This window comes from Sphingobium sp., from assembly GCF_003248505.1.
Taxonomy (GTDB): Bacteria; Pseudomonadota; Alphaproteobacteria; order Sphingomonadales; family Sphingomonadaceae; genus Sphingobium.
This window is the reverse complement of the sequence record NZ_QFOA01000011.1, coordinates 20,343-44,763: the sequence shown is the minus strand read 5'-3', so window position 1 is coordinate 44,763 and position 24,421 is coordinate 20,343. Positions and strand designations below refer to the sequence as shown.

The 24,421-nt window shown below is 65.1% G+C and carries 23 protein-coding genes and 1 tRNA gene; 6 read left to right on the top strand and 18 right to left on the bottom strand.

Features of this window, described 5'->3' with window-relative positions; all coding sequences use genetic code 11:
- Positions 1-6: 6 nt before the first annotated feature.
- Together cyoB and cyoA are read right to left on the bottom strand one after the other, a co-directional pair.
- Positions 7-1,998 carry a cytochrome o ubiquinol oxidase subunit I gene (gene cyoB / locus DI606_RS06710; RefSeq protein ID WP_293980808.1) on the bottom strand — a complete coding sequence of 664 codons (1,992 nt, stop codon included), beginning with the start codon at positions 1,996-1,998 and terminating at the stop codon, positions 7-9.
- Between the two features lie 5 nt (positions 1,999-2,003).
- On the bottom strand, positions 2,004-3,122 hold the full coding sequence (gene cyoA, locus DI606_RS06705) for a ubiquinol oxidase subunit II (RefSeq protein ID WP_293980807.1): 1,119 nt from the start codon (positions 3,120-3,122) through the stop codon (positions 2,004-2,006).
- 187 nt (positions 3,123-3,309) lie between these two features.
- Here cyoA and DI606_RS06700 point away from each other — a divergent pair, with 187 nt between their 5' ends.
- Positions 3,310-4,641, top strand: a complete 1,332-nt coding sequence (locus tag DI606_RS06700; protein ID WP_293980805.1) for an MFS transporter — start codon at positions 3,310-3,312, stop codon at positions 4,639-4,641.
- Here DI606_RS06700 and DI606_RS06695 read toward each other — a convergent pair.
- The 5 genes from DI606_RS06695 to DI606_RS06675 form a co-directional block, all read right to left on the bottom strand.
- Positions 4,638-5,483 carry a glycosyltransferase gene (locus DI606_RS06695; protein ID WP_293980803.1) on the bottom strand — a complete coding sequence of 282 codons (846 nt, stop codon included), beginning with the start codon at positions 5,481-5,483 and terminating at the stop codon, positions 4,638-4,640. The two genes, DI606_RS06700 and DI606_RS06695, sit on opposite strands and share 4 nt — an antisense overlap.
- Positions 5,484-5,488: 5 nt before the next feature.
- The gene (locus tag DI606_RS06690; protein WP_293980801.1) at positions 5,489-6,763 is read right to left on the bottom strand and encodes an ammonium transporter; all 1,275 of its coding nucleotides are present in this window, start codon (positions 6,761-6,763) and stop codon (positions 5,489-5,491) included.
- A 71-nt stretch (positions 6,764-6,834) separates the two neighbouring features.
- Positions 6,835-7,557, bottom strand: a complete 723-nt coding sequence (locus DI606_RS06685) for a head GIN domain-containing protein (protein WP_293980799.1) — start codon at positions 7,555-7,557, stop codon at positions 6,835-6,837.
- On the bottom strand, positions 7,509-8,258 hold the full coding sequence (locus DI606_RS06680; RefSeq protein WP_293980797.1) for a head GIN domain-containing protein: 750 nt from the start codon (positions 8,256-8,258) through the stop codon (positions 7,509-7,511). The genes DI606_RS06685 and DI606_RS06680 overlap by 49 nt, the downstream gene beginning before the upstream one ends.
- 124 nt (positions 8,259-8,382) lie before the next feature.
- Positions 8,383-8,778, bottom strand: coding sequence for a VOC family protein (locus tag DI606_RS06675; RefSeq protein WP_293980795.1), 396 nt, complete (start codon positions 8,776-8,778; stop codon positions 8,383-8,385).
- Between the two features lie 120 nt (positions 8,779-8,898).
- Between DI606_RS06675 and hemB the strand changes: the two genes are divergently transcribed.
- Together hemB and DI606_RS06665 are read left to right on the top strand one after the other, a co-directional pair.
- Positions 8,899-9,894, top strand: coding sequence for a porphobilinogen synthase (gene hemB / locus DI606_RS06670; protein WP_293980793.1), 996 nt, complete (start codon positions 8,899-8,901; stop codon positions 9,892-9,894).
- 122 nt (positions 9,895-10,016) lie between these two features.
- Positions 10,017-10,595 carry a gamma carbonic anhydrase family protein gene (locus DI606_RS06665; protein ID WP_293980791.1) on the top strand — a complete coding sequence of 193 codons (579 nt, stop codon included), beginning with the start codon at positions 10,017-10,019 and terminating at the stop codon, positions 10,593-10,595.
- A gap of 6 nt (positions 10,596-10,601) precedes the next feature.
- Here the strand turns inward: DI606_RS06665 and DI606_RS06660 are convergent, their stop codons facing one another.
- From DI606_RS06660 to zwf, 5 genes are all read right to left on the bottom strand, one after another.
- Complete coding sequence (locus tag DI606_RS06660) at positions 10,602-11,114, bottom strand: hypothetical protein (RefSeq protein WP_293980789.1); 513 nt, start codon at positions 11,112-11,114, stop codon at positions 10,602-10,604.
- Positions 11,115-11,154: 40 nt separating this feature from the next.
- Complete coding sequence (gene eda / locus DI606_RS06655) at positions 11,155-11,772, bottom strand: bifunctional 4-hydroxy-2-oxoglutarate aldolase/2-dehydro-3-deoxy-phosphogluconate aldolase (protein WP_293980788.1); 618 nt, start codon at positions 11,770-11,772, stop codon at positions 11,155-11,157.
- Complete coding sequence (glk, locus tag DI606_RS06650) at positions 11,769-12,749, bottom strand: glucokinase (protein ID WP_293980787.1); 981 nt, start codon at positions 12,747-12,749, stop codon at positions 11,769-11,771. Before glk ends, eda begins: the two co-directional genes overlap by 4 nt.
- Before the next feature lie 93 nt (positions 12,750-12,842).
- On the bottom strand, positions 12,843-14,669 hold the full coding sequence (edd, locus tag DI606_RS06645; RefSeq protein ID WP_293980785.1) for a phosphogluconate dehydratase: 1,827 nt from the start codon (positions 14,667-14,669) through the stop codon (positions 12,843-12,845).
- Positions 14,662-16,125: a glucose-6-phosphate dehydrogenase gene (gene zwf / locus DI606_RS06640; RefSeq protein WP_293980784.1), complete on the bottom strand. Its 1,464-nt coding sequence runs from the start codon at positions 16,123-16,125 to the stop codon at positions 14,662-14,664. Before zwf ends, edd begins: the two co-directional genes overlap by 8 nt.
- 189 nt (positions 16,126-16,314) lie before the next feature.
- Between zwf and DI606_RS06635 the strand changes: the two genes are divergently transcribed.
- Positions 16,315-16,935 (top strand): flavodoxin family protein, encoded by a 621-nt coding sequence (locus tag DI606_RS06635; protein ID WP_293980783.1) that lies wholly within the window; start codon positions 16,315-16,317, stop codon positions 16,933-16,935.
- 98 nt (positions 16,936-17,033) lie between these two features.
- A tRNA-Leu gene (locus DI606_RS06630) sits at positions 17,034-17,118 on the top strand.
- Positions 17,119-17,133: 15 nt separating this feature from the next.
- Here DI606_RS06630 and DI606_RS06625 read toward each other — a convergent pair.
- Positions 17,134-18,291 (bottom strand): aminotransferase class I/II-fold pyridoxal phosphate-dependent enzyme, encoded by a 1,158-nt coding sequence (locus DI606_RS06625; RefSeq protein WP_293980781.1) that lies wholly within the window; start codon positions 18,289-18,291, stop codon positions 17,134-17,136.
- A 67-nt stretch (positions 18,292-18,358) separates the two neighbouring features.
- On the opposite strand from DI606_RS06625, the gene DI606_RS06620 reads away from it, so the two are divergent.
- Positions 18,359-18,661, top strand: coding sequence for a hypothetical protein (locus DI606_RS06620; protein WP_293980779.1), 303 nt, complete (start codon positions 18,359-18,361; stop codon positions 18,659-18,661).
- On the opposite strand, the gene pgl is transcribed toward DI606_RS06620, so the two are convergent.
- The 5 genes from pgl to DI606_RS06595 form a co-directional block, all read right to left on the bottom strand.
- Positions 18,619-19,311, bottom strand: coding sequence for a 6-phosphogluconolactonase (gene pgl, locus DI606_RS06615; RefSeq protein ID WP_293980777.1), 693 nt, complete (start codon positions 19,309-19,311; stop codon positions 18,619-18,621). The two genes, DI606_RS06620 and pgl, sit on opposite strands and share 43 nt — an antisense overlap.
- Positions 19,312-19,313: 2 nt before the next feature.
- Positions 19,314-19,790, bottom strand: a complete 477-nt coding sequence (locus tag DI606_RS06610) for a YbaK/EbsC family protein (protein ID WP_293980776.1) — start codon at positions 19,788-19,790, stop codon at positions 19,314-19,316.
- A complete protein-coding gene (gene galE, locus DI606_RS06605; protein WP_293980775.1) occupies positions 19,787-20,791 on the bottom strand; it encodes a UDP-glucose 4-epimerase GalE in 1,005 nt (334 codons plus the stop codon). The genes DI606_RS06610 and galE overlap by 4 nt, the downstream gene beginning before the upstream one ends.
- 68 nt (positions 20,792-20,859) lie before the next feature.
- Complete coding sequence (locus DI606_RS06600) at positions 20,860-23,034, bottom strand: 3-hydroxyacyl-CoA dehydrogenase NAD-binding domain-containing protein (RefSeq protein ID WP_293980773.1); 2,175 nt, start codon at positions 23,032-23,034, stop codon at positions 20,860-20,862.
- Between the two features lie 24 nt (positions 23,035-23,058).
- Entirely contained in the window at positions 23,059-24,267 is a 1,209-nt protein-coding gene (locus DI606_RS06595) for an acetyl-CoA C-acetyltransferase (RefSeq protein ID WP_293980771.1), read from the bottom strand.
- Between the last annotated feature and the right edge of the window lie 154 nt (positions 24,268-24,421).

Below are 24,421 nucleotides of genomic sequence, written 5' to 3'. Positions count from 1 at the left end.
AGTGGGTCAGGCTCCCGCCGCGAGGGCGCGGGTCCGCGCGTCCTCGGTACGCGTCACGACATCCGCGGGGATGTAGAAATCGCGCTTGTAGTTGAAGGTGTGGCCGATGGCGACCGCGACGATGCCGACGAAGCTCAGCGCCGCAAGCCACCAGATGTACCAGATGAGGCTGAAGCCGCAGAGGGTGGCGAGGCCCGCCAGGATCACGCCCGCGCCCGTGCTGCTGGGCATATGGATCGGCTGGAAGCCGGTCACGGGCCGCTTGTAGCCATGGCGCTTCATGTCGGCCCAGCTGTCGCCGTCATGCACCAGGGGCGTGAAAGCGAAGTTATACTCGGGCGGCGGCGAGCTGGTCGCCCATTCGAGCGTGCGGCCGTTCCACGGATCGCCCGTCTCGTCGCGCAGTTCGTCGCGCTTCCAGATGGAGACCGCGAACTGGACCAGCATGGCGCCGATGCCTGCCGCGATGACCGCAGCGCCGATCGCCGCCACGATGAAATAGGGTTGCAGCGTCGGGTCGTCGAACACCCGCATCCGGCGAGTGACGCCCATCAGACCCATGGCATAGAGCGGTGCGAAGGCGAGCCAGAAGCCGATGTTCCAGCACCAGAAGCTGACATGACCCCAGAACTGATTGAGCTTGAAGCCGAACGCCTTGGGCCACCAGTAGTTGATCGCCGCGAACAGGCCGAACAGCACGCCGCCGATGATCACGTTATGGAAGTGCGCGATCAGGAAGAGCGAGTTGTGCAGCACGAAGTCCGCGGGCGGCACCGCCAGCAGCACGCCGGTCATGCCGCCGACCGTGAAGGTCAGCATGAAGGCGACGGTCCACATCATCGGCAGTTCGAAGCGCACCCGGCCCCGATACATGGTGAACAGCCAGTTGAAGAGTTTCGCACCCGTCGGGATCGAGATGATCATCGTCGTGATGCCGAAGAAGCTGTTGACGCTCGCGCCCGACCCCATCGTGAAGAAGTGGTGCAGCCACACGAGATAGGAGAGCACCATGATGCAGCAGGTCGCGTAGACCATGGAGGTGTAGCCGAAGAGGCGCTTGTTCGAGAAGGTCGACGTGACTTCGGAAAACACGCCGAACAGCGGCAGGATAAGAATGTAGACTTCCGGGTGGCCCCAGATCCAGATGAGGTTCACGTACATCATCGGGTTGCCGCCGAAGTCGTTCGTGAAGAAGTTGGTGCCCGCGTAACGGTCTAGCGACAGCAGGACCAGCGTGGCGGTCAGGATCGGGAAGGAGGCGACGATCAGCACGTTGGCACACAGCGATGTCCAGGTGAAGACCGGCATCTTCATAAGGGACATGCCCGGTGCGCGCATCTTGATGATGGTGGCGATAAGGTTGATGCCCGACAATGTCGTTCCCACGCCCGCGACCTGAAGCGCCCAGATGTAATAATCGACGCCCGTCGCCGGGCTATAGTCGATGCCCGAGAGCGGCGGGTAGGCGAGCCATCCGGTCTGCGCGAATTCGCCGAGGAACAGCGACGCCATCACCAGCACCGCGCCGCCCGTCGTCATCCAGAAGGAGAAGTTGTTGAGGAACGGGAAGCTGACGTCGCGCGCGCCGATCTGGAGCGGCACGATATAGTTCATCAGGCCGGTGATGAACGGCATCGCGACGAAGAAGATCATGATGACGCCGTGCGCCGTGAACACCTGGTCGTAATGGTGAGCGTTCAGATAGCCTTCCGACCCGTTGAACGCCATCGCCTGTTGCAGGCGCATCATCACCGCGTCGGCAAACCCGCGCAGGAACATGACAAGGCCCAGCACCATGTACATGATGCCGATCTTCTTGTGATCGACGCTGGTGAACCACTCTTTCCAGAGATAGCCCCAAAGCTTGAAATAGGTCAGCGCCGCGACCAGCGCCGCGCCGCCCAGCACCACCGCGCCGAACGTCGCGACGACGATGGGCTCATGCCAGGGAAAGGCGTCCCAGGTCAGGCGACCGAAGATCAACTGTGTCGTTGTCATGTCTCTTACCGATGCTGGGCGTGCGCGTCGGCGCCGCCGGGAGAAGTGTGATCCATGGCGGGAGAATGTTCCGCGCCCGCGGCATCCGTGGCCGTTTCCTTACCCTCGTTGCGATCCTGCTGATCGACCACATGGCTGCTGGGGAAGTCATATTGCAGCCCGCGGATGTCGCGCGCGGATTCCTTTCCGCCGCCGCCCATCATGTCGGTGTGCATCAACTCGCTCATGCAGCGCTGGCCGGGGCGGGGGCAGAGGTTGACGACCGCGTCGAACAGCTTGGGGTCTGCCGTGGTGAAATAGGCGACAGGCGCCTTTTCGCTGGGCTTGGCCAGCGTCAGATAGATCTTGCGATCGAGGCCCACGCCGCTGCTCTTCACGCCCGCGACCCAGCGGTCGAAAGCGGCCCGATCCATCGCCCTATAGTTGAAGCGCATGTGGGTGAAGCCCGCGCCCGAATAATTGGCCGAAAAACCCTTGCCGGTGGCGGCGCGGTTGGCGACCGCGTGCAACTGGGTCTTCATGCCGGGCATTGCGTAGATCTGTCCGGCGAGTTCGGGGACATAGAAGCTGTTCATCACGGTGGATGCGGTGATGTCGAACCGGACCGGCACGTTGGTGGGCAAGGCCAGTTCGTTCACCGTCGCGATCCCGAGTTCCGGGTAGATGAACAGCCACTTCCAGTCGAGCGCCACCACCTGCACTGTCATCGGTTTCACCGCCGGATCGACCGTCTTGCCCGCTTCCAGCCGCTCGAGCGGGCGATAGGGGTCGAGCTTGTGCGTGCTCACCCATGTCAGCGCGCCCAGCGCGATGATGATGAGGAGCGGGGCGGACCAGATCAGCAGTTCCAGCATCGTGCTGTGATCCCAGTCGGGATCATAGTCCTTTTCCGTGGCTGCATTGGTCGCGCGGTATCGCAGCGCGAACCAGACGACCATCGCCATGACAGGCAGCACGATCAGCAACATCAGGCCGGTCGAAATCAGAATCAGATCGCGCTGCTGCAACGCAACATCGCCCGAAGGGTTCATGACGACCCAGTTACATCCCGAAAGGGACGCGGCGAGGACCGGCGCGGACCACCGCAACAGGCGGCCTGGATAGCGAAGATAGGGCTGTGACATGGCCTGCGCCTACTCTTTGTCTGCAGAGTCGGCCAGTGGGCAATTTGTCCCATGCTGTGCATCTGCAAAAAAACTTTTGTGAGTGGGATACTGCTTAGATTCTGGCCGTTTTCTGTTATGTTGCCTTTTCCTGGCCACTGGCAGACGCGCACCCCGCCCCGGTGGCCCAGCCAAGGAGCGGACGTTCATGAATTCAGGGGCCATCGCCTTCACTTCCACCCCCCTTGAGGATGACGCGCGCAAGATCAACGCGCGTGACCATGGCGTCGCGCCGGGGGATATTTCGATTGGCGTGATCATCGGTCGCACCTCCGAATTTTTCGATTTCTTCGTTTACGCCATCGCGTCGGTCATCGTCTTTCCGAATCTGGTGTTCCCTTATGTCGATGCGCTGACGGGCACGCTCTATTCCTTCGCGATCTTTTCGGTTGCCTTCATAGCGCGGCCTATCGGCTCTCTCATCTTCATGACCATCGACCGCCGCTACGGGCGAGGTACGAAATTGACGGGGGCCTTGTTCCTGCTCGGCACATCGACCGTCGCCATCGCCTTTCTACCCGGTTACGAGACGATCGGCCACTATGCTGCGGTGGTGCTCGTCGCGTTGCGCGCGTTGCAGGGGATTGCGCTGGGCGGCACGTGGGACGGTCTTGCCTCGCTCCTGTCGCTGAACGCGCCGCAACAGCAGCGCGGATGGTATGCGATGGTGCCGCAACTGGGCGCACCGCTCGCGTTGCTGGTGGCAAGCGGGCTTTTCGCTTTCTTCCTCGTCAACATGTCTAGCCAGGATTTCCTCGACTGGGGCTGGCGTTATCCCTTCTTCGTGGCGTTTGCGATCAACGTGGTTGCGCTGTTCGCCCGCCTGCGCATCGTCGTCACCCATGAATTTGCGCGCCTCTTCGAACAACGCGATCTCGTTCCCTCGCCGGTTCTCCCGACCGTCAAGAAAGAAGGGCGCAACATCATCATCGGTGCCTTCGCGCCGCTGGCGAGCTTCGCGCTGTTCCACATGGTGACGGTGTTCCCCTTGAGCTGGGTTGCCCTCTACACCGATCAGCCGATCGAACGCTTCCTCATCATCGAGATGATTGGCGCTTCGGTGGGCCTGCTCGCCATCGTCGTGTCGGGCTTTATCGCCGACCAAATCGGTCGCCGCTCGCTGCTTGGCTGGTCGGCGGGCGGTATCGCGGTCTTCGCCCTGATGGCACCGCTGCTGCTCAATGGCGGCGACCTCGGCGAAGTGGCGTTCATGATCCTGGGCTTCATGCTGTTGGGGCTGTCCTTCGGCCAGTCGTCTGGCGTCGTCGCATCGAATTTCTCGACCGAGGCGCGTTACACCAGTTCGGCGCTGACGTCCGACCTGGCATGGCTGGTGGGCGCAGGCTTCGCCCCACTCGTCGCGCTGGCGCTTTCGGTGCGGTTCGGACTGGCGGCGTCGGGGGCCTATCTGTTGTCCGGCGCGGTCGCGACGATGGTCGCGCTCTACGTCAACAAGGAACTGGCAGGCCGCGACCGTTAAGCGGCCCTGCGCATCTTCCTGAGCGCGCGGCGGTCGAACCATCCGGTCAGGCCGCCGCGCGGGCGAAAGCGCGGGAGCCACTCGCCATACAAGCTCGACAGGCGTGCGGGGAGGCCATTCGGCCCCTCGCGCGCCATGATGTCGGACAGAATGCGGTTTTGAAAGAAGCGCACCGAGTAATTAACCATCCGCTTATATTGCATCGCCCATGTCGACGGTCGCGCGATGCTGACCTGCTCGCACAGGAATCCCGCGCCCTCGCATACGACGACGTGGCCATGCACCCAGTGGCTGTCATCCCGCAGCCCCGTATGCGCCCAGGCCGCCACCATGCCGTCGTCGCCGATCAGGTCTTCAGGCAATTGCAGACCTCGCGTTCGGATCGCGCGCACGAAGTCGCCGGACAGCGCGTAAAGATCGCCGAACATTCCGCCCTCGGCCCGCAACCCGGCCTGATAGGTCGCCGCCATCCGCCCGTTCATGGGTAGCCCGGCGGCCGCATGAGCGTCCGGACGGGCGGCCAGATCCGTAACGAGCGCATCGATGGATCCGGCCACGATCTGCGCGTCGCCATCCATGAATATCACCGCTTCCTCTTCGCCAGTCAGGAGGTAGTGGACCATATGGTTCCAGGTCCGCGCCTTGCCGCCCTGCGCGATGTCATGGACGATGACGTTGCGCCGCCCGCCCGCCGCTTCGCGCGCGATCCGCGCCGTCGCGTCGGTCGTCCCGTTGACGAGGACATGGAACAGCGTGTCCGCCCGGTCGAGCGGCAGCGAAGCAAGGCAGGCCGCGATCCGCCTTTCCTCCTGATGGGCGAAGATGGCGACTGCGACGGTCATGGCTTTTAGCGGAAGTCCCAGCCCTGCTGCCCATGCTGCGCCCGGTCCAGCCCTTCGGCTTCCGCCTGGGCGCTGACGCGCATCGGAATGACGAGGGATACCATCAGCGCCGCGACGGCGCTCCCCACCATTGCCCATAGCGCAACCGCGATCAGGCCGATTGCCTGCGCGGTCAATGCGCTATCGAGGGTAATCCCGCTGTCGAAGCCGACTCCGCCCAGCAGCGGCAGGACGCAAAAGGGGAGGGCGACGGCACCAATCGCGCCGCCCAAACCGTGAATGGCAAAGATTTGCGCGGCGTCGTCGACCCGGCGCGCGATCGGCGGGGCGGCGATACGGCACAACAGGGCCGCCGTCAGCCCGATCAGCATAGCGCCTCCGGTCCCGACCAGCCCCGCCGACGCGGCAATCGCCGCCATCCCTGAGAGGGCACCCGACAGAATGCCGGTCGCATTTGCCCGCCCGGCCAGCAACCGATCCGCCGCCGCCCAGCCGAGCGCGCCTGCACAAGCGGCAAGGTGATGGTTGAGAATGGCGCTCGCCGCGTCGTCCGTTGCGCCCAGCGCCCATCCGCCCGCCGCACCCATCAGCCCGATCCACAGCAGCGCCCCGCCGGCAAGGGTGAGCACCGGCGCATGACCGTCGCCCGTCCGTTCGCGACGCGGCCCGACGATCAGCGCGAGTGCGAGTGCGGAAAATCCCGCCACGCCATGCACCACCAGCCCGCCCGCATAGTCCATGACGCCCATCGCCGCGAGCCATCCACCGCCCCATATCGCATGGGCGAGAGGCGCATAGACCAGCAGCAGCCAAAGCGGGGCGAAGGCGATCCACCACCCGGTCCCGGTCCGCTCCGCGACGGAGCCTACCAGCAGGCTCGCCGCCACCAGCGCCAGTGCCAACTGGAACAGCACGAACGCCGATTCCGGCACCGTCAGTCCTTCACGAAGCTGCGCCAGATTGCCCAGCAACAGGTTCGACCCGCCGCCCAGCCACGCGTTGCCCGGCGCATATGCCAGGCTGTATCCGACTGCCGCCCATGCCAGCGATACGCATCCGATCACGGCGCCGCCCTGCGCCAGCACCGACAGCGCGCTGCGCACATTCACCGATCCTGCGTGGCGCAGCATCGATCCGGGCAGCGCCGCCACCATCAGCAACAGGGCGCACAGGATCATCCATCCCGTGTCGCCGCTGTCCGCCGCCGCCGTCACCTGCGCCATGGCAGGCCGGGGTATCGACAGCGCGGCTAGGAAGAGCAGGGCAGGGGCAAGGCGCATCCGGCGATTATCCAGCTTCGAAACGGAGTTCGCCTCCTGCTAGCCGAGCGCGGTAAAGTTTTCGATAAGCCTCAATAGCTTTCGCCGCCGCACATCAGGCGGCCCGTGCCCTTGTTCTCGACCGAGCAGGCGGCTTTCCCCGCCACGCTGATGTCGCCCGACCCGCTGGTCACGATTTTGGCGCTGCCGTCCGCCGTCAGTGCGATGCTGCCCGGCCCTTCGTTCGCGATGCTGGCCTGCTGCACGCGCAAGGGTTCTGCGGCGACCGATCCGGGGCCGGTGACGCGGATGGCGGCAACGCCCGCTTTCCCCGCGAGCGAGACCCTGCCGCCGCCCGCCAGCGCGACGTCGAGCCGGTCGAGTTGCACATCGCCGACGCTGACATCGCCGTTGCCGCCCAGCACGATCTGCGCAGACAGGCCCTTCATCCGATTGACCGCGACCGATCCTCCGCCGGTCAGGACGACGCGCGTCAATGCCCCGGTCGACAACCGCACGGTCGCCGCGCCGCCGCTCTTCTCGCCGGCGCGGGGCCGCTCCATCGACAAGACCAGCAAGCGGCCCGAAACGTCGATCTTCAACCGGTCGAGCGCATTCTGGTCACCCTCCGCCCGTGCCGATGCGCCCGCGCCGGTGGTCAATACCACGGTAACGGGCGCATCCACGCGGATCGCGTCGAAGCTTGTGATGGTAAAGCCCCGCGTGGCCGCCTGCGCCGGTGCGACCGCCAGCAGGCCGCAGCCGATCAGGGCGCGCAGCGCGCCTCGCCCGATCCCATGATGCTTTGCTTGCACTGCGCCTTGCCCTTTACCGTAACGTCGCCCGATCCCATGATATTGATATCAACCGGGCCGTCCGACGCAAAGCCCGCATTGCCCGATCCCTGGATCGACACCTTGCCGCGCCCGGCCTTGAGCGCGTTGCCGGAAAAATCGCCCGATCCGGTGATGGACAGGGCCACGTTCTCCGTCGCTCCCGCCATGTCAAGATTGCCCGAACCTGTAATCTCCGCCTTGAGCGACCGCAGATTGGCCGCGGCCACCTTGATGTTGCCCGATCCTGTGAGGTCGGCGGCGAACGCATCGCCATCGACGCGGTCGACATCGACATTGCCCGACCCCGTCGCCTCGACATTGCGGATCGCGGGCAGGGACACGCGGACCGTCGCACCCCGGTCGTCGCTCCAGGCTATGCCGAACCGTTTTCGGCGGCCGATTTCCAGCGTGTCGCCCTTCACCCGGATGTCCAGCCGGTCGAGTATCTTTGCGTCGCCCTCCGCCTTGACCGAAAAGTCGCCGCGCGTGACGATGACATTGTCCGGGCCGGTCACTTCGATTCCGGTAAAGCCGCTGAGCGCTGCCCAGGCGGCAGGGTCGGTGGGTGCGGTGGCATCCCGGCCCGGCTCCCTGTCCGACGCATTCTCGCGCGAGCAGGCCGCCGGGACCATGGCTAGAGCGGCGATCGTCACGGCGGGAAAGAGGGCAGCGTAACGCATCGAAATCTCCTTTGACTGTGTTGCCGTGCTAATACGCTATCTTCATAACGGTTCCAAGCCTTCTTGTTCTTTGGGCGGGAAGAACTATGACACAGAGGGCCGGATTGAAGCGCCGATCGCTCCTTCAAGCACCTTGCGAAATGATCTGTTCGTAAAGCTCCAGCGGCAACCCGTCCGGGTCGGCGAAGAAGGTGAAGCGCTGCCCGGTATATTCGTCGACGCGGATGGGCTCGCACGCGACGCCCGCCGCCGCCAGTCGTGCGACCTGCGCGTCCAGATCGTCCACGTTGAACGCCAGATGCCTTAACCCCTGTGCCTCGGGGCGGCTCGGCCGGGGCGGGGGCGCGGGAAAGGAAAACAGTTCGATCTGCGCGTTACCCGCATCGAGATCGCATTTCCACGATTCCCGCTCCGCCCGAAACACCTCCCGGATCACGCGAAAGCCCAGCACGTCCCGATAGAACGCGCGCGACCGCGCATAGTCGGAACAGATGATTGCGACATGGTGGATGCTGAGCATGGACGATGACTAAGGGAATGGCGGGTCGGTGGGAAGCGGTGGCGGGGCATACCTCTCCCTCCCGGCTTCTGCGCACCCGTCGCTTGATCCCCCGCGCGCCCACGCCTACACCCCCTTGTCATGACCCATGCTTCCTATCCGGCGCTGCGTTTGCGCCGCACGCGCGCTTCGGCCTGGAGCCGGGCGATGCACGCCGAAAACCGCCTGTCGCCTGCCGACTTCATCTGGCCGCTGTTCGTCACCGAGGGGGAAGGCGTGGAGGAGCCGATCGGCGCGCTGCCCGGCGTGTCGCGCTGGTCGGTGGACGGCATCGTCGACCGGGCGAAGGAAGCGTGCGGCGCGGGTATTCCCTGCCTTGCGCTCTTCCCCAACACGCAGGCCGACCGGCGCAGCGACGATGGCGTCGAAGCGCTCAATCCCGACAACCTCATGTGCCGGGCGATCCGGGCGATCAAGGATGCGGTGCCCGACATCGGCATCCTGACCGACGTGGCGCTCGATCCCTATACGGTGCACGGGCAGGACGGCCTGCTCGATCCTGCCGGTTACGTCGTCAACGACGCGACGGTGGATGTGCTGATCGCCCAGTCGCTCAATCAGGCGGCGGCGGGCGCCGACATCATCGCGCCCAGCGACATGATGGACGGGCGCGTCGGTGCGATCCGCGAGGCGCTGGAGGAAGAAGGGCACGCCAACGTCCAGATCATGGCCTACGCCGCCAAATATGCGAGCGCCTTCTACGGGCCGTTTCGCGATGCGGTGGGATCGCGCGGGTTGCTCAAGGGCGACAAGAAGAATTACCAGATGGACCCCGCCAATGGAGAAGAAGCGCTGCGTGAAGTCGCGCTCGACCTGGCCGAGGGTGCGGACAGCGTGATGGTGAAGCCGGGGTTGCCCTATCTCGACATCGTGGCGCGGGTGCGGGATCGCTTCTCCGTGCCGGTATTCGCCTACCAGGTGTCGGGCGAATATGCGATGATCGAACATGCCGCGGCGGCAGGGGCGGGGGACCGCGACGCCCTGATCCTCGAAACGCTCATGGCGTTCAAGCGCGCGGGTTGTTCGGGCGTGCTGACCTATCATGCATTGCATGCGGCGCGGCTGCTCGGCGCATGAGGGCGTGGAAAACGCGACGGTGTTTCGCCGCGATCCGACGCAGGCTGGCCTGACGCGGTGAACATATAATCACGCCGGCACCCTGAACGCGCCCGGCACCAGAACCCCAGGAAGGCCGTTTCATGTCCACCGTGCATCCCGATGTCAGCATCATTCCGTTCGGCGGCAAGACACCGGTGATCCATCCCACCGCCTTCGTGGCGCCGGGGTGCCGCATCGTGGGCGACGTCGAAATCGGCGAGGACGCGAGCATCTGGTATAATTGCGTGATCCGCGCGGACGTGAATCGCATCCGCATCGGCGCGCGCACGAACGTGCAGGACGGCACCGTCATCCATTGCGACAGCGCAGGCGAGCGCGATGACGGGCGACCGCTGGAAGGGTGGCCGACCGTCATCGGCGAAGACGTGCTGATCGGCCACATGGCGATGATCCACGGTTGCGTGCTGCACGACCGTGCCTTCGTCGGGCTGGGCGCGATCGTCATGAGCGGCTGCACGGTGGAAAGCGACGCGATGCTGGCCGCAGGTGCGATGCTGACATCCGGAAAAACGGTATCGCATCGTCAGCTTTGGGCCGGGCGTCCGGCCAAATATATGCGCGACCTGTCCGACGCTGCGATCATCGACATGCGTGAGGGCGTGGATCACTATGTCCACAACGCCAAGGCGCACAAGGGCGCAGTCCGCGCGGTCGAATGACCGGCGTCAGGGCTGGGGCAGGCGGGACTTCAACGCATCGATGCGGTCGTTCTGCCGGTCGACCTGCGCCAGCGCGGCGGCGCGGGCGGCGTCGACTTCGGCGATACCGCCCTTCGCCTTCCCGTCCGCGACCGCGTTGCTGGTCTGGACATACAGCGTATCGAGACTGGCAAGCGCCGACACGCTGTCGTTGCGCGCCGCCTCCAGCGTGCTGATCGACACTTGCGCCGCCACCCATGCGTCGCTCGAAACCCCGGCGCTGCGTGCTGCGGTCACCGCCCGGTCCGCCTTTGCATATGCCGTCTCGAACGTCGCCGCGCCTTTGTCCGCCTGCGCTGTGTAGCGGGCGATCTGAGTCGTGAGCGACGCGTCGGCGGGGGCTGGCGCGGGCGGCGGTGCAACTTCAGCCACCGGCGCGCTTTCGACCGCGCGCTTCGCCAGCGACGGATAGGATTGCGGCGCGCCCGCGCATCCCGACAGGAAAAGGGCGATGGCGGTCAGGATGCGGCGCGGATTCATGCCTGTCATCTAGGGCGCGGCGGCGCGGTGCGCAACCGGATCAGCGCGGTAGGGCGGCCGCCTCGCGCGCCAGCGCTTCGATCCTGGCAGGATCGACAGGCCCCTTGGGCACGACCCAACTGCCGCCCACGCATTTGATGAAGGGCTGTGCCAGCCATTCTGGCGCGCTTTGTGCCGTGATGCCGCCGGTTGGGCAGAAGCGGGCGGTGTGCAGCGGTGCGGCCAGTGCCTTGAGCGCAGGCAGACCGCCCGATGTTTCGGCCGGAAAGAATTTGAAATGGGACAGGCCCATGTCCATGCCGCGCATGATGTCCGCGGCGGTCGCGGTTCCTGGCAGGAACGGGACGCCTGCGCCAATCGCCGCCTTTCCGAGCGGTTCGGTTAGGCCGGGGCTGACGATGAAGCGCGCTCCTGCCTCCATCGCGGCGTCGAGCTGCTGCGGATTGAGCACCGTTCCGGCCCCCACCACCGCGCCTTCTACGGTCGCCATTTCGCGGATCACATCCAGGGCGGCGGGGGTGCGCAACGTCACTTCCAGAGCGGGAAGCCCGCCTGCCACCAGCGCCCGCGCGATGGGAAGCGCGTCCTCCACGCGATCGACCACCAGCACCGGGATCACCGGAGCCAGTTCCATCACCTGCTCGACCGTAAGGCTCATGCTTTATTCTCCCGAAACGCTGCTGCGGCCCCGAACAGGCCGATTTCTTCATGGATGGCGCATCGGATGGGGATGCCGGCCATCAGGCTTTCGAACCGGCCCTTGGCTTTGAACCGGGAATGAAATCCGCTGTCCTGCAGGAAATCCCGCATCCGTTGCGTCAATCCGCCCGCCAGCACCACGGCGTGCGGGCCGTGCGCCAGCGCCAGATCGCCCGCGACTGATCCATAGCACAGGCAAAATCGGTCCAGCGCCCGGCGGGCGAAATCGTCGCTGCCGTCGAGTGCCGCCTGCCACAATTCGGGATCTTCCATCAAAACGACGCGCTCGTGCCCGATGGTCGCCATCGCCTTATAGATATAATTGAGCCCCGGCCCCGACACGATCCGTTCGGTCGATACGCGCAGGAACTTGTCGCGCAGATAGGAAAGAATGCGCTCCTCCGTATGATCGAGCGGCGCGAAGTCGAGATGCCCGCCCTCCGTCGCGATCACATGCGGATCGCCATCGTCGAAAGCGATCATCGCAACGCCAAGCCCCGTGCCCGGCCCCATGACCGTAACGCCACCGTCGCGTGGGAAGGGGCGATCTTCGCCGAAGAGCAGCGGCAGATTTTCCTTGGGCAGGCGCGATACGGCGTGGGCCACCGCTTCGAAATCGTTGACCAGCCGAACGGTCCGTACGCCAAGGTCGGCGGCGAGCGTATCGGCGCGGATCACCCAACTGCTGTTCGTCAGCTTGATCACTTCCCGCCCGATGGCCGTCGCGAAGGCAATGGACGCTGCATCCGGCAACGCGCCTGCGCCGTCCTTCGCCTCGTCCTGCGCGAAGGCGGCCCAGCAGGCGGAAAGGCTCTGATAATCCGCGACCTTGTATTTGCGCACCGTCCCGAGCGTGGGGACGCCGTTCTCGTCCAATGAAGCGCGGGCGAACCGGGCGTTGGTCCCGCCGATATCGGCGGCAACGATGTCAGTCATGTCGGCATCCTGTTCATTCTTATCGTCGTTCCGTCCCATTCGGGACTGCGAAACTCTCGTCCCGATGGCGTGCGCGTCGCGCGGCTGCGGGCCTTAAAGCTCGCTTTCCATCGCGGCGAGCATGGCGGACGCGCCCTGTTCGGCAAGGTCGCTGTGATGGCGAAACAGCGCGAAAAGCTCGCGTCCCGTGTCGTAGGGCGGGGGCGGGGCCGCAGGCTCGTCACGCGCATCCCACTCCGACGGCTCGACCAGAGCTTCGACCACGCCTTCCTGCGCGCACACCCGCACCCGGTCTCCGTCGCGCAGCTTGCCGATGGGACCGCCGCCCAGCGCCTCGGGCGACAGGTGGATGGCGGCAGGCACCTTGCCGCTCGCGCCCGACATGCGCCCGTCGGTCAACAGTGCGACCTTGAAGCCGCGATCCTGAAGCACGCCCAGCGCGGGCGTCAGCTTGTGCAGTTCGGGCATCCCGTTGGCGCGCGGTCCCTGGAACCGGACGACCACGATGACATCGCGTTCCAGTTCCCCCGCCTTGAACGCGCGCAGCACATCGTCCTGGTCGTGGAAGACGGCGGCGGGAGCTTCGATCATCCAGCGTTCCTTGTCCACCGCGCTCACCTTCATGACGCAGCGACCGAGATTGCCCTGAAGCAGCTTCATGCCACCGTCGGCCTGGAAAGGGTTGGACACGGGCCGCACCATGGCTTCGTCGCGCGAAGCCGGCACGTCCTTCCACGTCAGCGCCTCGTCCTCCAGCACCGGTTCCTTGCCGTAATCGGTCAGGTCTCGCCGTGCCACGGTCAGGATATCGCGGTGGAGCAGACCTGCGTCGAGCAATTCGCGGATGACGAAGCTGATGCCGCCCGCCGCGTGGAAATGGTTCACGTCGCCCGATCCGTTAGGATACACCCGCGCAAGCAGGGGGACGACGTCCGAAATCTCGGCAAAGTCGGTCCAGTCGATGCTGATCCCCGCCGCCCGCGCGATGGCGGGCAGGTGAATGGCATGGTTCGTCGAACCGCCCGTCGCCATCAGGCCGATCATCGCGTTGACGATCGCCTTTTCATCGACGCAGTGACCGAGCGGGCGATAATCGTCGCCGTCCCATCCGATGCTTGCCACCCGATGCACGGCGGCGCGGGTGAGTTCGCTCCGCAGCTTCGTCCCCGGATTGACGAAGGAGGCGGCGGGCATATGCAAGCCCATCATCTCCATCATCATCTGGTTGGAATTGGCCGTGCCGTAGAAGGTGCAGGTTCCCGCGCCGTGATAGGATGCGCTTTCGGATTCCAGCAACTCGTCGCGCCCAACCTTCCCCTCCGCATAAAGCTGGCGGATGCGGACCTTTTCCTTGTTGGCAAGGCCCGACGGCATGGGCCCGGCGGGGATCAGGATCGTCGGCAGATGCCCGAAGCGCAGCGCGCCGATCAGCAGGCCCGGCACGATCTTGTCGCATATGCCCAGCAGCAACGCGCCCTCGAACATCGCATGGCTCAGCGCCACCGCCGTTCCCAGCGCGATGGTGTCGCGGCTGAACAGCGACAGGTCCATGCCCGACTGCCCCTGCGTCACGCCGTCGCACATCGCGGGCACGCCGCCTGCGACCTGTGCCGTCGCGCCGACTTCGCGGGCGGCGATCTTGATCTGCTCAGGGTAGCGGCCATAGGGCTGATGCGCCGAAAGCATGTCGTTATAGGCGGTGACGATGCCGATGTTCATCGCCTGGCCGGTGCGGATGACGGGCTTGTCCTCGCCGCTGGCGGCAAAACCGTGGGCAAGGTTGCCGCACGACAGATTGTCCCGGTTGGTGCCCGCGTCCCGGCCCCGTTCGATCAGGTCCAGATATTGCCGCCGCCGCGCGCGGCTGCGCGCAACGATGCGGTCCGTTACCTTTGCGATGGTGGGGTGAAGATCAGTCATGCCAGCTTGCTCCGTCACGTTCGATCAGCGCAATGGCCGAAGACGGTCCCCAGTTCCCCGAAGAATAGGGCGACGGCTTTACATTGGCGTCCTTCCACCCGTCGATGATGCTGTCGATCCAGGTCCATTGCGCCTCCACCTCGTCACGGCGCACGAACAGCGTCTGGTCGCCCGCCAGCAGATCGAGGATCAGCCGTTCATAGGCGATACGGCGGCGCTGTCCGGCAAATGCTGCGGTAAGGGATACGTCCAGCGTCACTTCCTCCAGCCGCACCTGCCGTTCGAGGCCCGGACGCTTCGTCATGATCTGGAGCCGGATATATTCCTCCGGCTGCAACCGGATGACCAGCGTGTTGGGCTCCAGCCCCGATCCGTGCCCGTCGCGCCCGAAAATGCTGTGGCGCACGGGCTTGAACTGGATGACGATCTCCGACTGCCGGTCGGGCATCCGCTTGCCCGTGCGCAGGTAGAAGGGCACGCCCTGCCACCGCCAGTTGTCGATGAACGCCTTGAGCGCGACGAACGTTTCGGTATCGGACGGTTTGCCCAGTTCGTCGGCGTATCCGGTGACGATCTGCCCCTTCACGGCGCCCGGGTTATATTGTCCGCGCACGCTATGGGTCTTGACCGTCTCGTCCGTCATGGGCCGTAGCGACCGCAGCGCCTTCACCTTTTCGTCGCGCACGGCGGTCGGGTCCATGCGCGCGGGCGGTTCCATGGCGATGATCGACAGGATCTGGAGCATATGGTTCTGCACCATGTCGCGCAGCGCGCCCACGCCGTCATAATAGGAAACGCGCCCTTCCAGCCCTACCGTTTCGCCCACCGTGATCTGCACATGGTCGATGGCGGTCGCGTTCCACAGGGGTTCGAACATCACGTTGCCGAAGCGCAGGGCAAGCAGGTTCTGAACCGTTTCCTTGCCCAGATAATGATCGACCCGGAAAATCTGCTCCTCGGCGAACAGGGCGCCGATGCCGTCATTGACCTCCTTCGACGAAGCCAGATCCTTGCCGATCGGCTTTTCCATCGCGATGCGGGTGCTCGGCGTGATGAGCCCCGCGTCGGCCAGTCCTTGCGCTGTAGGGGCGAAGAGCGAAGGCGGCGTCGACAGATAGACCGACAGGCCACGCTCTGCCCGCCCGTCGATGCGCTCGGCAAGCGCCTGAAACTGCGCCTTGTTGCCCGCTTCCACCGGCTGATACTGGATCATCGCGGTGAAGCTTGCCGCACGGTCCGCATCGTAGCGGTCCGCGGGCAGGAATTCCTTGAGCGCGGCATCGACCTCCGCACGGAAACCGGCGTCATCCTTCTCAGACCGGCCGGAGGCCACGATCCGGAAATCGTCGGGCAACAAGCCATCCGACAGAAGATTGTAGAGCGAAGGGAAGATCATGCGCCGGGCTAGATCGCCGGTGGCACCGAAAAGCAGGAACGTGGCAGACGGATCGGTCAAAGGAAGGTCCTTCTCCGTTTTGGGTCATAACGATGTCTGCACGAACCTGCCTTATAACGGCACAGGATCGTTACGCAAGCAGGCTCGCGTCCTTCCGGAAATGCGGGAACTTAGGCGGTTTTCGCGCGCTACAGCCTTCGTCTGCACGACCATTAACGACATTGCCGGACCGAAACGAAGGAGAGTCGCATGCTGACCGTCCAGCCCCTGAACTGTACCCTGAAGCGCGGCGACGGTGAGGCAAGCTCGACCGACGCGATGATCGCCGTGCTCGCAAGGGAGTTCGAGGCGTTGGACGTCGCCGTTGCCGACACGGTTCGTATCGCCGCGCACAATGTGCTGCCGGGCGTCAGTTCGGATGAGGGCGATGGCGACGACTGGCCCGCGATCCGGAAAAAGATACTTTCGGCGGACATCTTGATTTTGGGCACGCCGATCTGGATGGGGCAGGCGGGTAGCGTCGCCAAGCGCGTGCTGGAACGCATGGACGCCTTTATCTCGGAAACCGACGACAAGGGGCGAATGCCGAGCTATTCGAAGGTCGCGGTCGCTGCGATCGTCGGCAACGAGGACGGGGCCCATGCCGCCTCCGCGCAGATATTCCAGTCACTGAACGATGTCGGCTGGACGATTCCCGCCGTCGCCGCCTGCTACTGGGTTGGGGAGGCGATGGGATCGACCGACTTCAAGGATCTGGAAAAGACGCCCCACAAGGTGTTGCAAACCGCCAGGATGGTGGCTGGCAACGCTACGCACCTCGCGACGGCTCTCCGCTCCAACCCTTATCCGGGGCAGAAGCAGGACGGCTGAGGGCCGCATCATCGGCACGATTCTATGCAACTGAACGCCTTGTCCGATTTTCGACTGGACGCAGGCCTTCGATTTTGCCATTTGCGCACACCGGCCACGCGGGTGTGGTGAAACTGGTAGACGCGCCGGACTCAAAATCCGGTTCCGCAAGGAGTGTCGGTTCGATTCCGACCACCCGCACCATCCTTTTCGTCGGCGTTATGCGCCCTCTGGTGGCCGCTGCCCGGAGCCCTGTCGCTGGAACCACGGCACCATCCGCGCGATGGCGTCTTCCACCCGGTCGCTCGACACCGCGAAGCTGAAGCGGATGAAGCGATGGCCGTCCACCGGATCGAAATCGATCCCCGGCGCGGTCGCCACCCCCGTTTCGCGCAACAGCAACTGGCAAAAGCCCAGGCTGTCGTTCGTCAGATGGCTGATATCGGCATAGATGTAGAAGGCCCCGTCCGGCGGTGCGATCCGGGCGAGCCCCATGGCGGGGAGCGCGTCGAGCAGCAATGCGCGGTTGCGGCGGTATGTGCCCACATGTTCTTCCAGTTCCGCGATTCCGTCGAACGCCGCCAGCCCCGCGCGCTGCGCCAGCACCGGCGGCGTCAGGAACAGGTTCCCCATCCGCGCCCGCGCCGCGTCGACCAGATGCGGTGGGACGACGACCCAGCCCAGCCGCCAACCGGCCATGCTGAAATATTTGGAGAAGCTGTTGACGATCACGGCACCGGGATCGAACTCCAGCATCGAATGCGCCGCTTCGCCGAAGCTCAGGCCATGATAGATTTCGTCCGACACGATGGCCATACCGCGCTCGGCACAGATATCCGCGATGGCGCGCAATTCCCCGGGGGGGATGATCGTGCCGGTCGGGTTGGCCGGACTGGCGAGGATGAGGCCGACGGGCGCGGGATCGATCCGGGCGATCGCCTCGGCACCGATCTGGTAGCGTTCGGCAGGGCCGCAGGCGACCTCGACCGGCTCCAGATAAAGCGCCTTCAAGGTGTTGCGGTAGGCAACGTAGCCCGGTCGTGCCGTCGCCACCCGCGCGCCCGGCGCGAACAGGCTGGTCAGCGCCAGCACCAGGCCCGGCGACGCACCGCAGGTCAGCAGCACCTGCTCGGCATCGACCGCCACGCCATGCCGCTGCGCATAGAGGGCCGCGATCCGTTCCTTGAGCGGCTGGCTCTCCCAATAGCCCATTGGGTCGGTATCCAGCACCGAATGCGCGACCGCGATGGCATTGGCAGGCGCGCCGGTCGAAGGCTGTCCGAATTCCATGTGCAGGATGGATCGACCCTGCGCTTCCAGTTGATGCGCCTCCCGGCTGATGGCGATGGCGTGGAACGGGTCGATCTGTGCAATCATGCCGGTTGCCTAAACGCATGTTATCGCGGTCGCAACTACAGGCGGCATGCCGGGTTCAGGAAGGGTTATGCATCCTTCCCTGCTCACCGCCCTCCAATATTACGGCGCGGGCGCTGCGACGCTGGCGGCGCTCCTCGTTTCGCTCAATCTAGGGCGGCGCGTCACGGGCTGGGCCTTCGTGCTGTTCGTCACCTCGTCGCTGGCGCTGATGGCCTGGGGCTTCGTTGGCGACGATAGCGAAGGGATCGGCTGGCAGAATGTCGCGCTGCTCTTCATCAATGCGACCGGCGTCTGGCGCTATCTGATCGTCGGGGAAACGCCCGGCGATCAGCCTTCCGCAATCCATACCTCCACCGGCACCGCGTCCTGATGCAGGGCGAGGCGGATCGGCAGGTCCTCGACCGGTCCGTCGTTCAGCGCGCGCGCGTAAACGGCCCGTTTTTCCGCGCCTGCGATCTGGAGGAAGATGTGACGGCTGTCGAGGATCGCGCGCGCCGTCAGCGACAGGCGCTGATGCGGCGCTGCGGGCGGCGTCACCGCGATGGTGCGCGCGGTCGTGGAAAGGCCTTCGCCCAGTTCCCGCGCCTCCGGAAACAGCGACGCGGTATGGCCGTCGTCCCCCATGCCCAGCAGCACGATGTCGAGCGGCCAGGGCAGGGCGGCGAACGCTGTCTCTACGTCCGCCTGTCCAGCATAAGCATCCGCCGCCTGCGTTTTCATCGGCACGAAGCGCGCTTGCGCCGCCGGTCCCTGCAACAGGGTTTCGTGCACCAGCCGCGCATTGCTGTCTGCGTTCGCCGCATCGACCCAACGCTCGTCCACCAGCGTCACGATCAGCTTGGTCCAGTCGAGCGGCTCTTTCGCCAGCGCTTCCAGCACGGGGCGGGGGGATCGCCCGCCCGACACCGCGATGGTGGCGACGCCGCGCGCCGCGATGGCGTCCGAGAGAATATGGGCGATGCGGGTGGACAGGTCGGCGGCGGCCTGCGCACCGGTGGCGAAGAGATGATCGGTCGGCATGGTCACTCCGTGGCGTCGGGAAGGGTGCAGATGTCCACCCAGGTCGCGTCGGTCAGGGCCGCGAGCCGGTCTGGCGTCAGTTCGACCGACGCCGTGCGCGATCCGGCGGCGGGAAAGACGGTGGCGAAATTCTTGAGCGAAATGTCGCAGTAGACCGGGAGCGGAGACGGGAGGCCGAACGGGCACACCCCGCCGACCGGATGCCCGGTGATCGCCTCCACCTCCTCCGCGCCCAGCATCCGGGGCTTGGCCCCCAGCGCCGCCTTCGCCTTCCCGTTGCTCAATCGAGCATCGCCCCGTGTGCAGAGCAGCACCACCCGCTCACCCACCCGCAGCGACAGCGTCTTGGCGATGCGCGCAGGCTCGACGCCCAGCGCCTGCGCGGCTTCCGCCACGGTCGCTGTGCTGACGCCCTGGTCGATGATCGCCACGTCCGGCGCATGACTGGCGAAGAAGGCGCGGACGCTGCCCTCGCTCATCGCGCCTGCCGTTCGCTGAGCTTGCGTTCCCAGGTCAGCGCGTGCGTCACGATCTGTGTCAGGTCGGCATGGCGCGGCTGCCAGGGAAACTCCGCCATGATCGCGCGATTGTCGGAAATCAGCGAATCCGGATCGCCCGCGCGGCGCCCTTCCAGCTTGCGCTCGATCTTCATATTGGTCACCCGGTCCACCGCATCGAGCACTTCGAGGACGGAGAATCCCCGGCCATAGCCGCAATTGAGCATATGGTTCCGCTCGGGGTTCGCCATCAGCGCCTCAAGCGCCAGAACATGCGCGGCGGCAAGGTCGGTGACGTGGATATAGTCGCGTACGCCCGTACCGTCGGGCGTATCGAAATCGGTGCCGAACACGCTCACATGGCTGCGCTTGCCCAGTGCCGCTTCGACCGCGACCTTGATCAGGTGCGTCGCGCCCGCCGTCGATTGTCCGCTCCGCCCCTGCGGATCGGCGCCCGCGACATTGAAGTATCGCAGCGCGCAGAAATTCATCGGGTGCGCCGCCGCCACGTCGCGCAGCATATATTCGGTCATCAGCTTCGACATGCCATAAGGATTGATGGGCCGTTGCGGCGTCGTTTCCCTGACCGGGCTTTCCTCGGGAATGCCGTAGGTCGCGGCGGTGGAGGAAAAGATGAAGTGCGGCACGCCCGCCCGCACCGCGCTTTCGATCAGGTCGCGGGTCTTGGCGCTGTTGTTATGATAATATTTGAGCGGATTTTCGACCGATTCCGGCACCACCACGGACCCTGCGAAATGCATGATCGCGCGGATGCCATGCTCGCGCAGCGTCGCTTCGACCAGCGGCTGGTCGGCGATGTCGCCACGCACCAGCGGCACGCCTTCGGCGACGGCCCAGTCGAACCCTGTGACCAGATTGTCGATCACCACCACGCCGTAACCGGCGTCCTTCAGTGCCAGCACCGCATGGCTGCCGATATATCCGGCCCCGCCCGTGACCAGAACCGTGGGCTTGTCGCTCATAAAGAATAGGTCTCCCCAGCTGATGCCGGGGAGACCTAGCCCAGTCTTGCGACGATTTACAGGGGCGCTCAGGCGGCCTTGGCGTTCGCCTCGCCATAGAAGGTCGCGCCGCTCGCTGCCATGTCGCGCAATTGCTGCGTCGGGGCAAAGCGCGTGCCATGTTCGGCAGCCAGCCGGTCCAGCGTCTCGACCACATGGGCGATGCCGACCGTGTCCATGTGGCTGAACGGTCCGCCGGTATAGGGTGCAAAGCCCCAGCCGAAGATCGCGCCGATGTCGCCGTCCTCGGGCGTTTCCAGCACGCCTTCCTCGAAACAGCGGGCACATTCGATCAACTGGCGATAAAGCAGCCGTTCCTTCACCGCCTCGACATCGGGCTGATGCAGCGCGCGCGGGAACATTTCGCCCAGCACCGGGGCAAGATGCTTCTTGTCGCCTTCGGGATAATCGTACCACCCCTTGCTATTCTTGCGTCCCAGACGGCCCGCTTCGACCATCTTCACCATGATATCGTCCGACCCCTGTGGGACATAGGCATCGCCCAGTTCCTTCCGGGCCGCCGTCATGATCTTGACTCCCAGTTCGATCGACACTTCGTCGCTGACCGCCAGCGGGCCGGTCGGCATCCCCAACTGCCTGCCCGCATTCTCGATCAGCGCCGGGTTCACTCCTTCGCCGACCAGCTCCGCGCCTTCCTGCACATAAGTGCCGAAGCTGCGCGAGGTATAGAAGCCCCGGCTGTCATGCACGACGATCGGCGTCTTCTTGATCTGGCTTACGAAATCGAGCGCCTTGGCGATGGCGGCAGGCCCGGTCTTTTCACCCAGGATGATTTCGACCAGCGGCATTTTTTCGACCGGCGAAAAGAAATGGATGCCGATGAAATTCTCGGGCCGGCTCCACGCCTGCGCCAGTTTCGTGATCGGCAGCGTCGACGTGTTCGACCCGAAGATCGTGTCGGCGCCCAGCACTTCCTCAACCTTCCCGGTGACTTCCGCCTTGATGCCGACATCCTCGAACACTGCCTCGATCACGAAGTCCGCGCCCGCCAGAGCGGCATAGTCGGTGGTCGGCGTCACCCGCGCCAGCGTCTGCGTCATCTTGTCGGGCGTCATCCCTTTGCCGAGGCGCTTTTTGAGCACCTCCTCGACATGCGCCTTGCCTTTTTCGGCATAGGCCCGGTCGCGGTCGAACAGCATGACCTCGATCCCCGCCTGCGCCGCGACGGTGGCGATGCCCGCGCCCATCATGCCCGCGCCCAGCATGGCAAGCCTGGCGGTCGGGGCCTTCGCCTCGTCACCGGGACGCCGCGCGCCGCGTTCGGCGGCCTGCTTGTTGACGAAGAGCGTGCGGATCATGTTGCTCGCCTGCGGATCGGCGGCGACCTTCGCAAAATATTTGCTTTCGATCTGGATTGCGCGATCCATCGGCAGGGTGATGCCTTCATACACCGCCGACAGCAGGGCGATGGGCGCATTCATGTTCCGCTGCGTCTGCTTCAACGTCATGGGCAGGGCACCTGCCATCGTCTGCACGAAGGCCGGATTGAAACCGCCCGCGCCGCCCGGAACCTTGTAGCCCTTGACGTCCCAGGGCTGAATGCTGGCCGATGGGTTGGCCTTCACCCATTCGCGAGCGGCTTCCGCTGCCGTCCCCTGCGGCACGACCGCGTCCACGACCTTCAGCATCGCCGCTTCCGCCGGGCGGAACAGCTTGCCCTGAAGCATGTACATCAGCGACGCCTGCACCCCCATGATGCGCGGCAGGCGCTGCGACCCGCCGCCGCCGGGGAACAGGCCGATGAGGATTTCGGGCAGGCCAAGCTGCGTCTTCGGGCTGTCGCCCACGAACCGGCGATGGCATGCCAGCGCCAGTTCGAAACCGCCGCCCACGCACGTGCCCTCGATGGCGCAGGCGACCGGCTTGCCGCAGGTTTCCAGACGGCGGAACATCCGGTTGAGCACGAAAACCTTGTCGAAGATGGCGGCGGGGGCAGGGCGCTCGCCATTCCCGCTCGCCAGCATGGAGCCGAAATATTTAAGGTCCATGCCGGCCATGAAGCCACTGTCCTTGCCGGACGCGATCACCGCGCCCTTGATGCCGTCTTCCGACGCGACGCGGGTGATCGCCGCATCCAGGTCCGTAAGGAAGTCGGGGCCGATGACGTTCATCGACTGGCCCGGCACGTCGATGGTCAGCGTGGCGATGCCGTCGGCGTCGATATCGAAGCGGATGGTTTCCATGTCTTGTCTCTCCTTGTCCGCCGCTTACACGCGCTCGATGATGATGCCGGTGCCCATGCCCGCGCCCACGCACAGGTTGACGAGCGCCGTGCCCTTGCCCGTCCGTTCCAGTTCGTCGAGCGCGGTGCCCAGCACCATCGCGCCCGTCGCGCCCAGCGGGTGGCCCATCGCGATGGCGCCGCCGTTGACGTTGATCTGGCTGTGGTCGAGGTCCATCGCCTGCATGTACCGCAGAACCACCGACGCAAAGGCTTCGTTGAGTTCCCACAGGTCGATGTCGCCCTGCGTCATGCCCGCACGCGCCAGCAGCTTGCCCGCGACGAATTCCGGCCCGGTCAGCATGATAAGCGGTTCGGACCCGATGGAGGCCATCGCCCGGATGCGGGCGCGGGGCTTCAGCCCGTATTTCTCGCCCATCTGCGCGGTGCCGACCAGGACGGCCGCCGCACCGTCGACGATGCCGCTGCTGTTGCCCGCATGGTGGACATGGTTGACTTTCTCCAGTTCGGGATAGCGCAGCAGCGCCACCGTGTCGAAGCCCGGCATATCCTCGCCCAGCGCGGCAAAGCTCGGTTTCAGGGCACCCAGCGACTGCATCGTCGCGTCGGGGCGCATATGTTCGTCATGGTCGAGAACGACGCGGCCGATCACGTCCTTTACGGGCACGATGGATCTGGCGAAGCGGCCTTCGTCCCACGCCTTCTTGGCGCGCTTCTGGCTTTCCACGGCATAGGCATCCGCGTCGTCGCGGCTGATGCCGAACTTGGTGGCGATCACGTCCGCGCCGATGCCTTGCGGCGCGAAATAGGTCTTGTACGCGACCGCCGGGTCCATCGCCCATGCGCCGCCGTCAGACGCCATCGGCACGCGGCTCATCGATTCCACCCCGCCGCCGATGGCGAACATCGCTTCGCCCGAAAACACCTTGGCCGCGGCCATGTTGACGGCTTCCAGCCCCGACGCGCAGAAGCGGTTGATCTGGACCCCCGGCACGGTCTGGGCATAATCGGCGTTGAGCGCGGCAGCGCGCGCGATGTCGGCCCCTTGTTCGCCGACCGGGCTGACGCAGCCCAGAATGACATCGTCCACGTCCGCCGTGTCGATGGCGTTGCGGTCGCGGACCGCCTCCAGAACCTGCGTCGCAAGCTGGATCGGCGTGATTTCGTGCAGCGATCCGTCCGCCTTGCCGCGTCCGCGGGGCGTCCTGACGGCATCGTAAATATAGGCTTCCATATCTTTCCCTCGTCCCTCTCCGTGGAGCCGCGCGGCGGCTGGGATGTGGCATTGAATGTATTTACGTTTACGTAAAGTGCAAGTGTATAGTGCTAACCCGCCGGGCCGTAGGGTCAGCCGACCGGCCGCCCGTGCAAACATCGTTTCTGCTGTC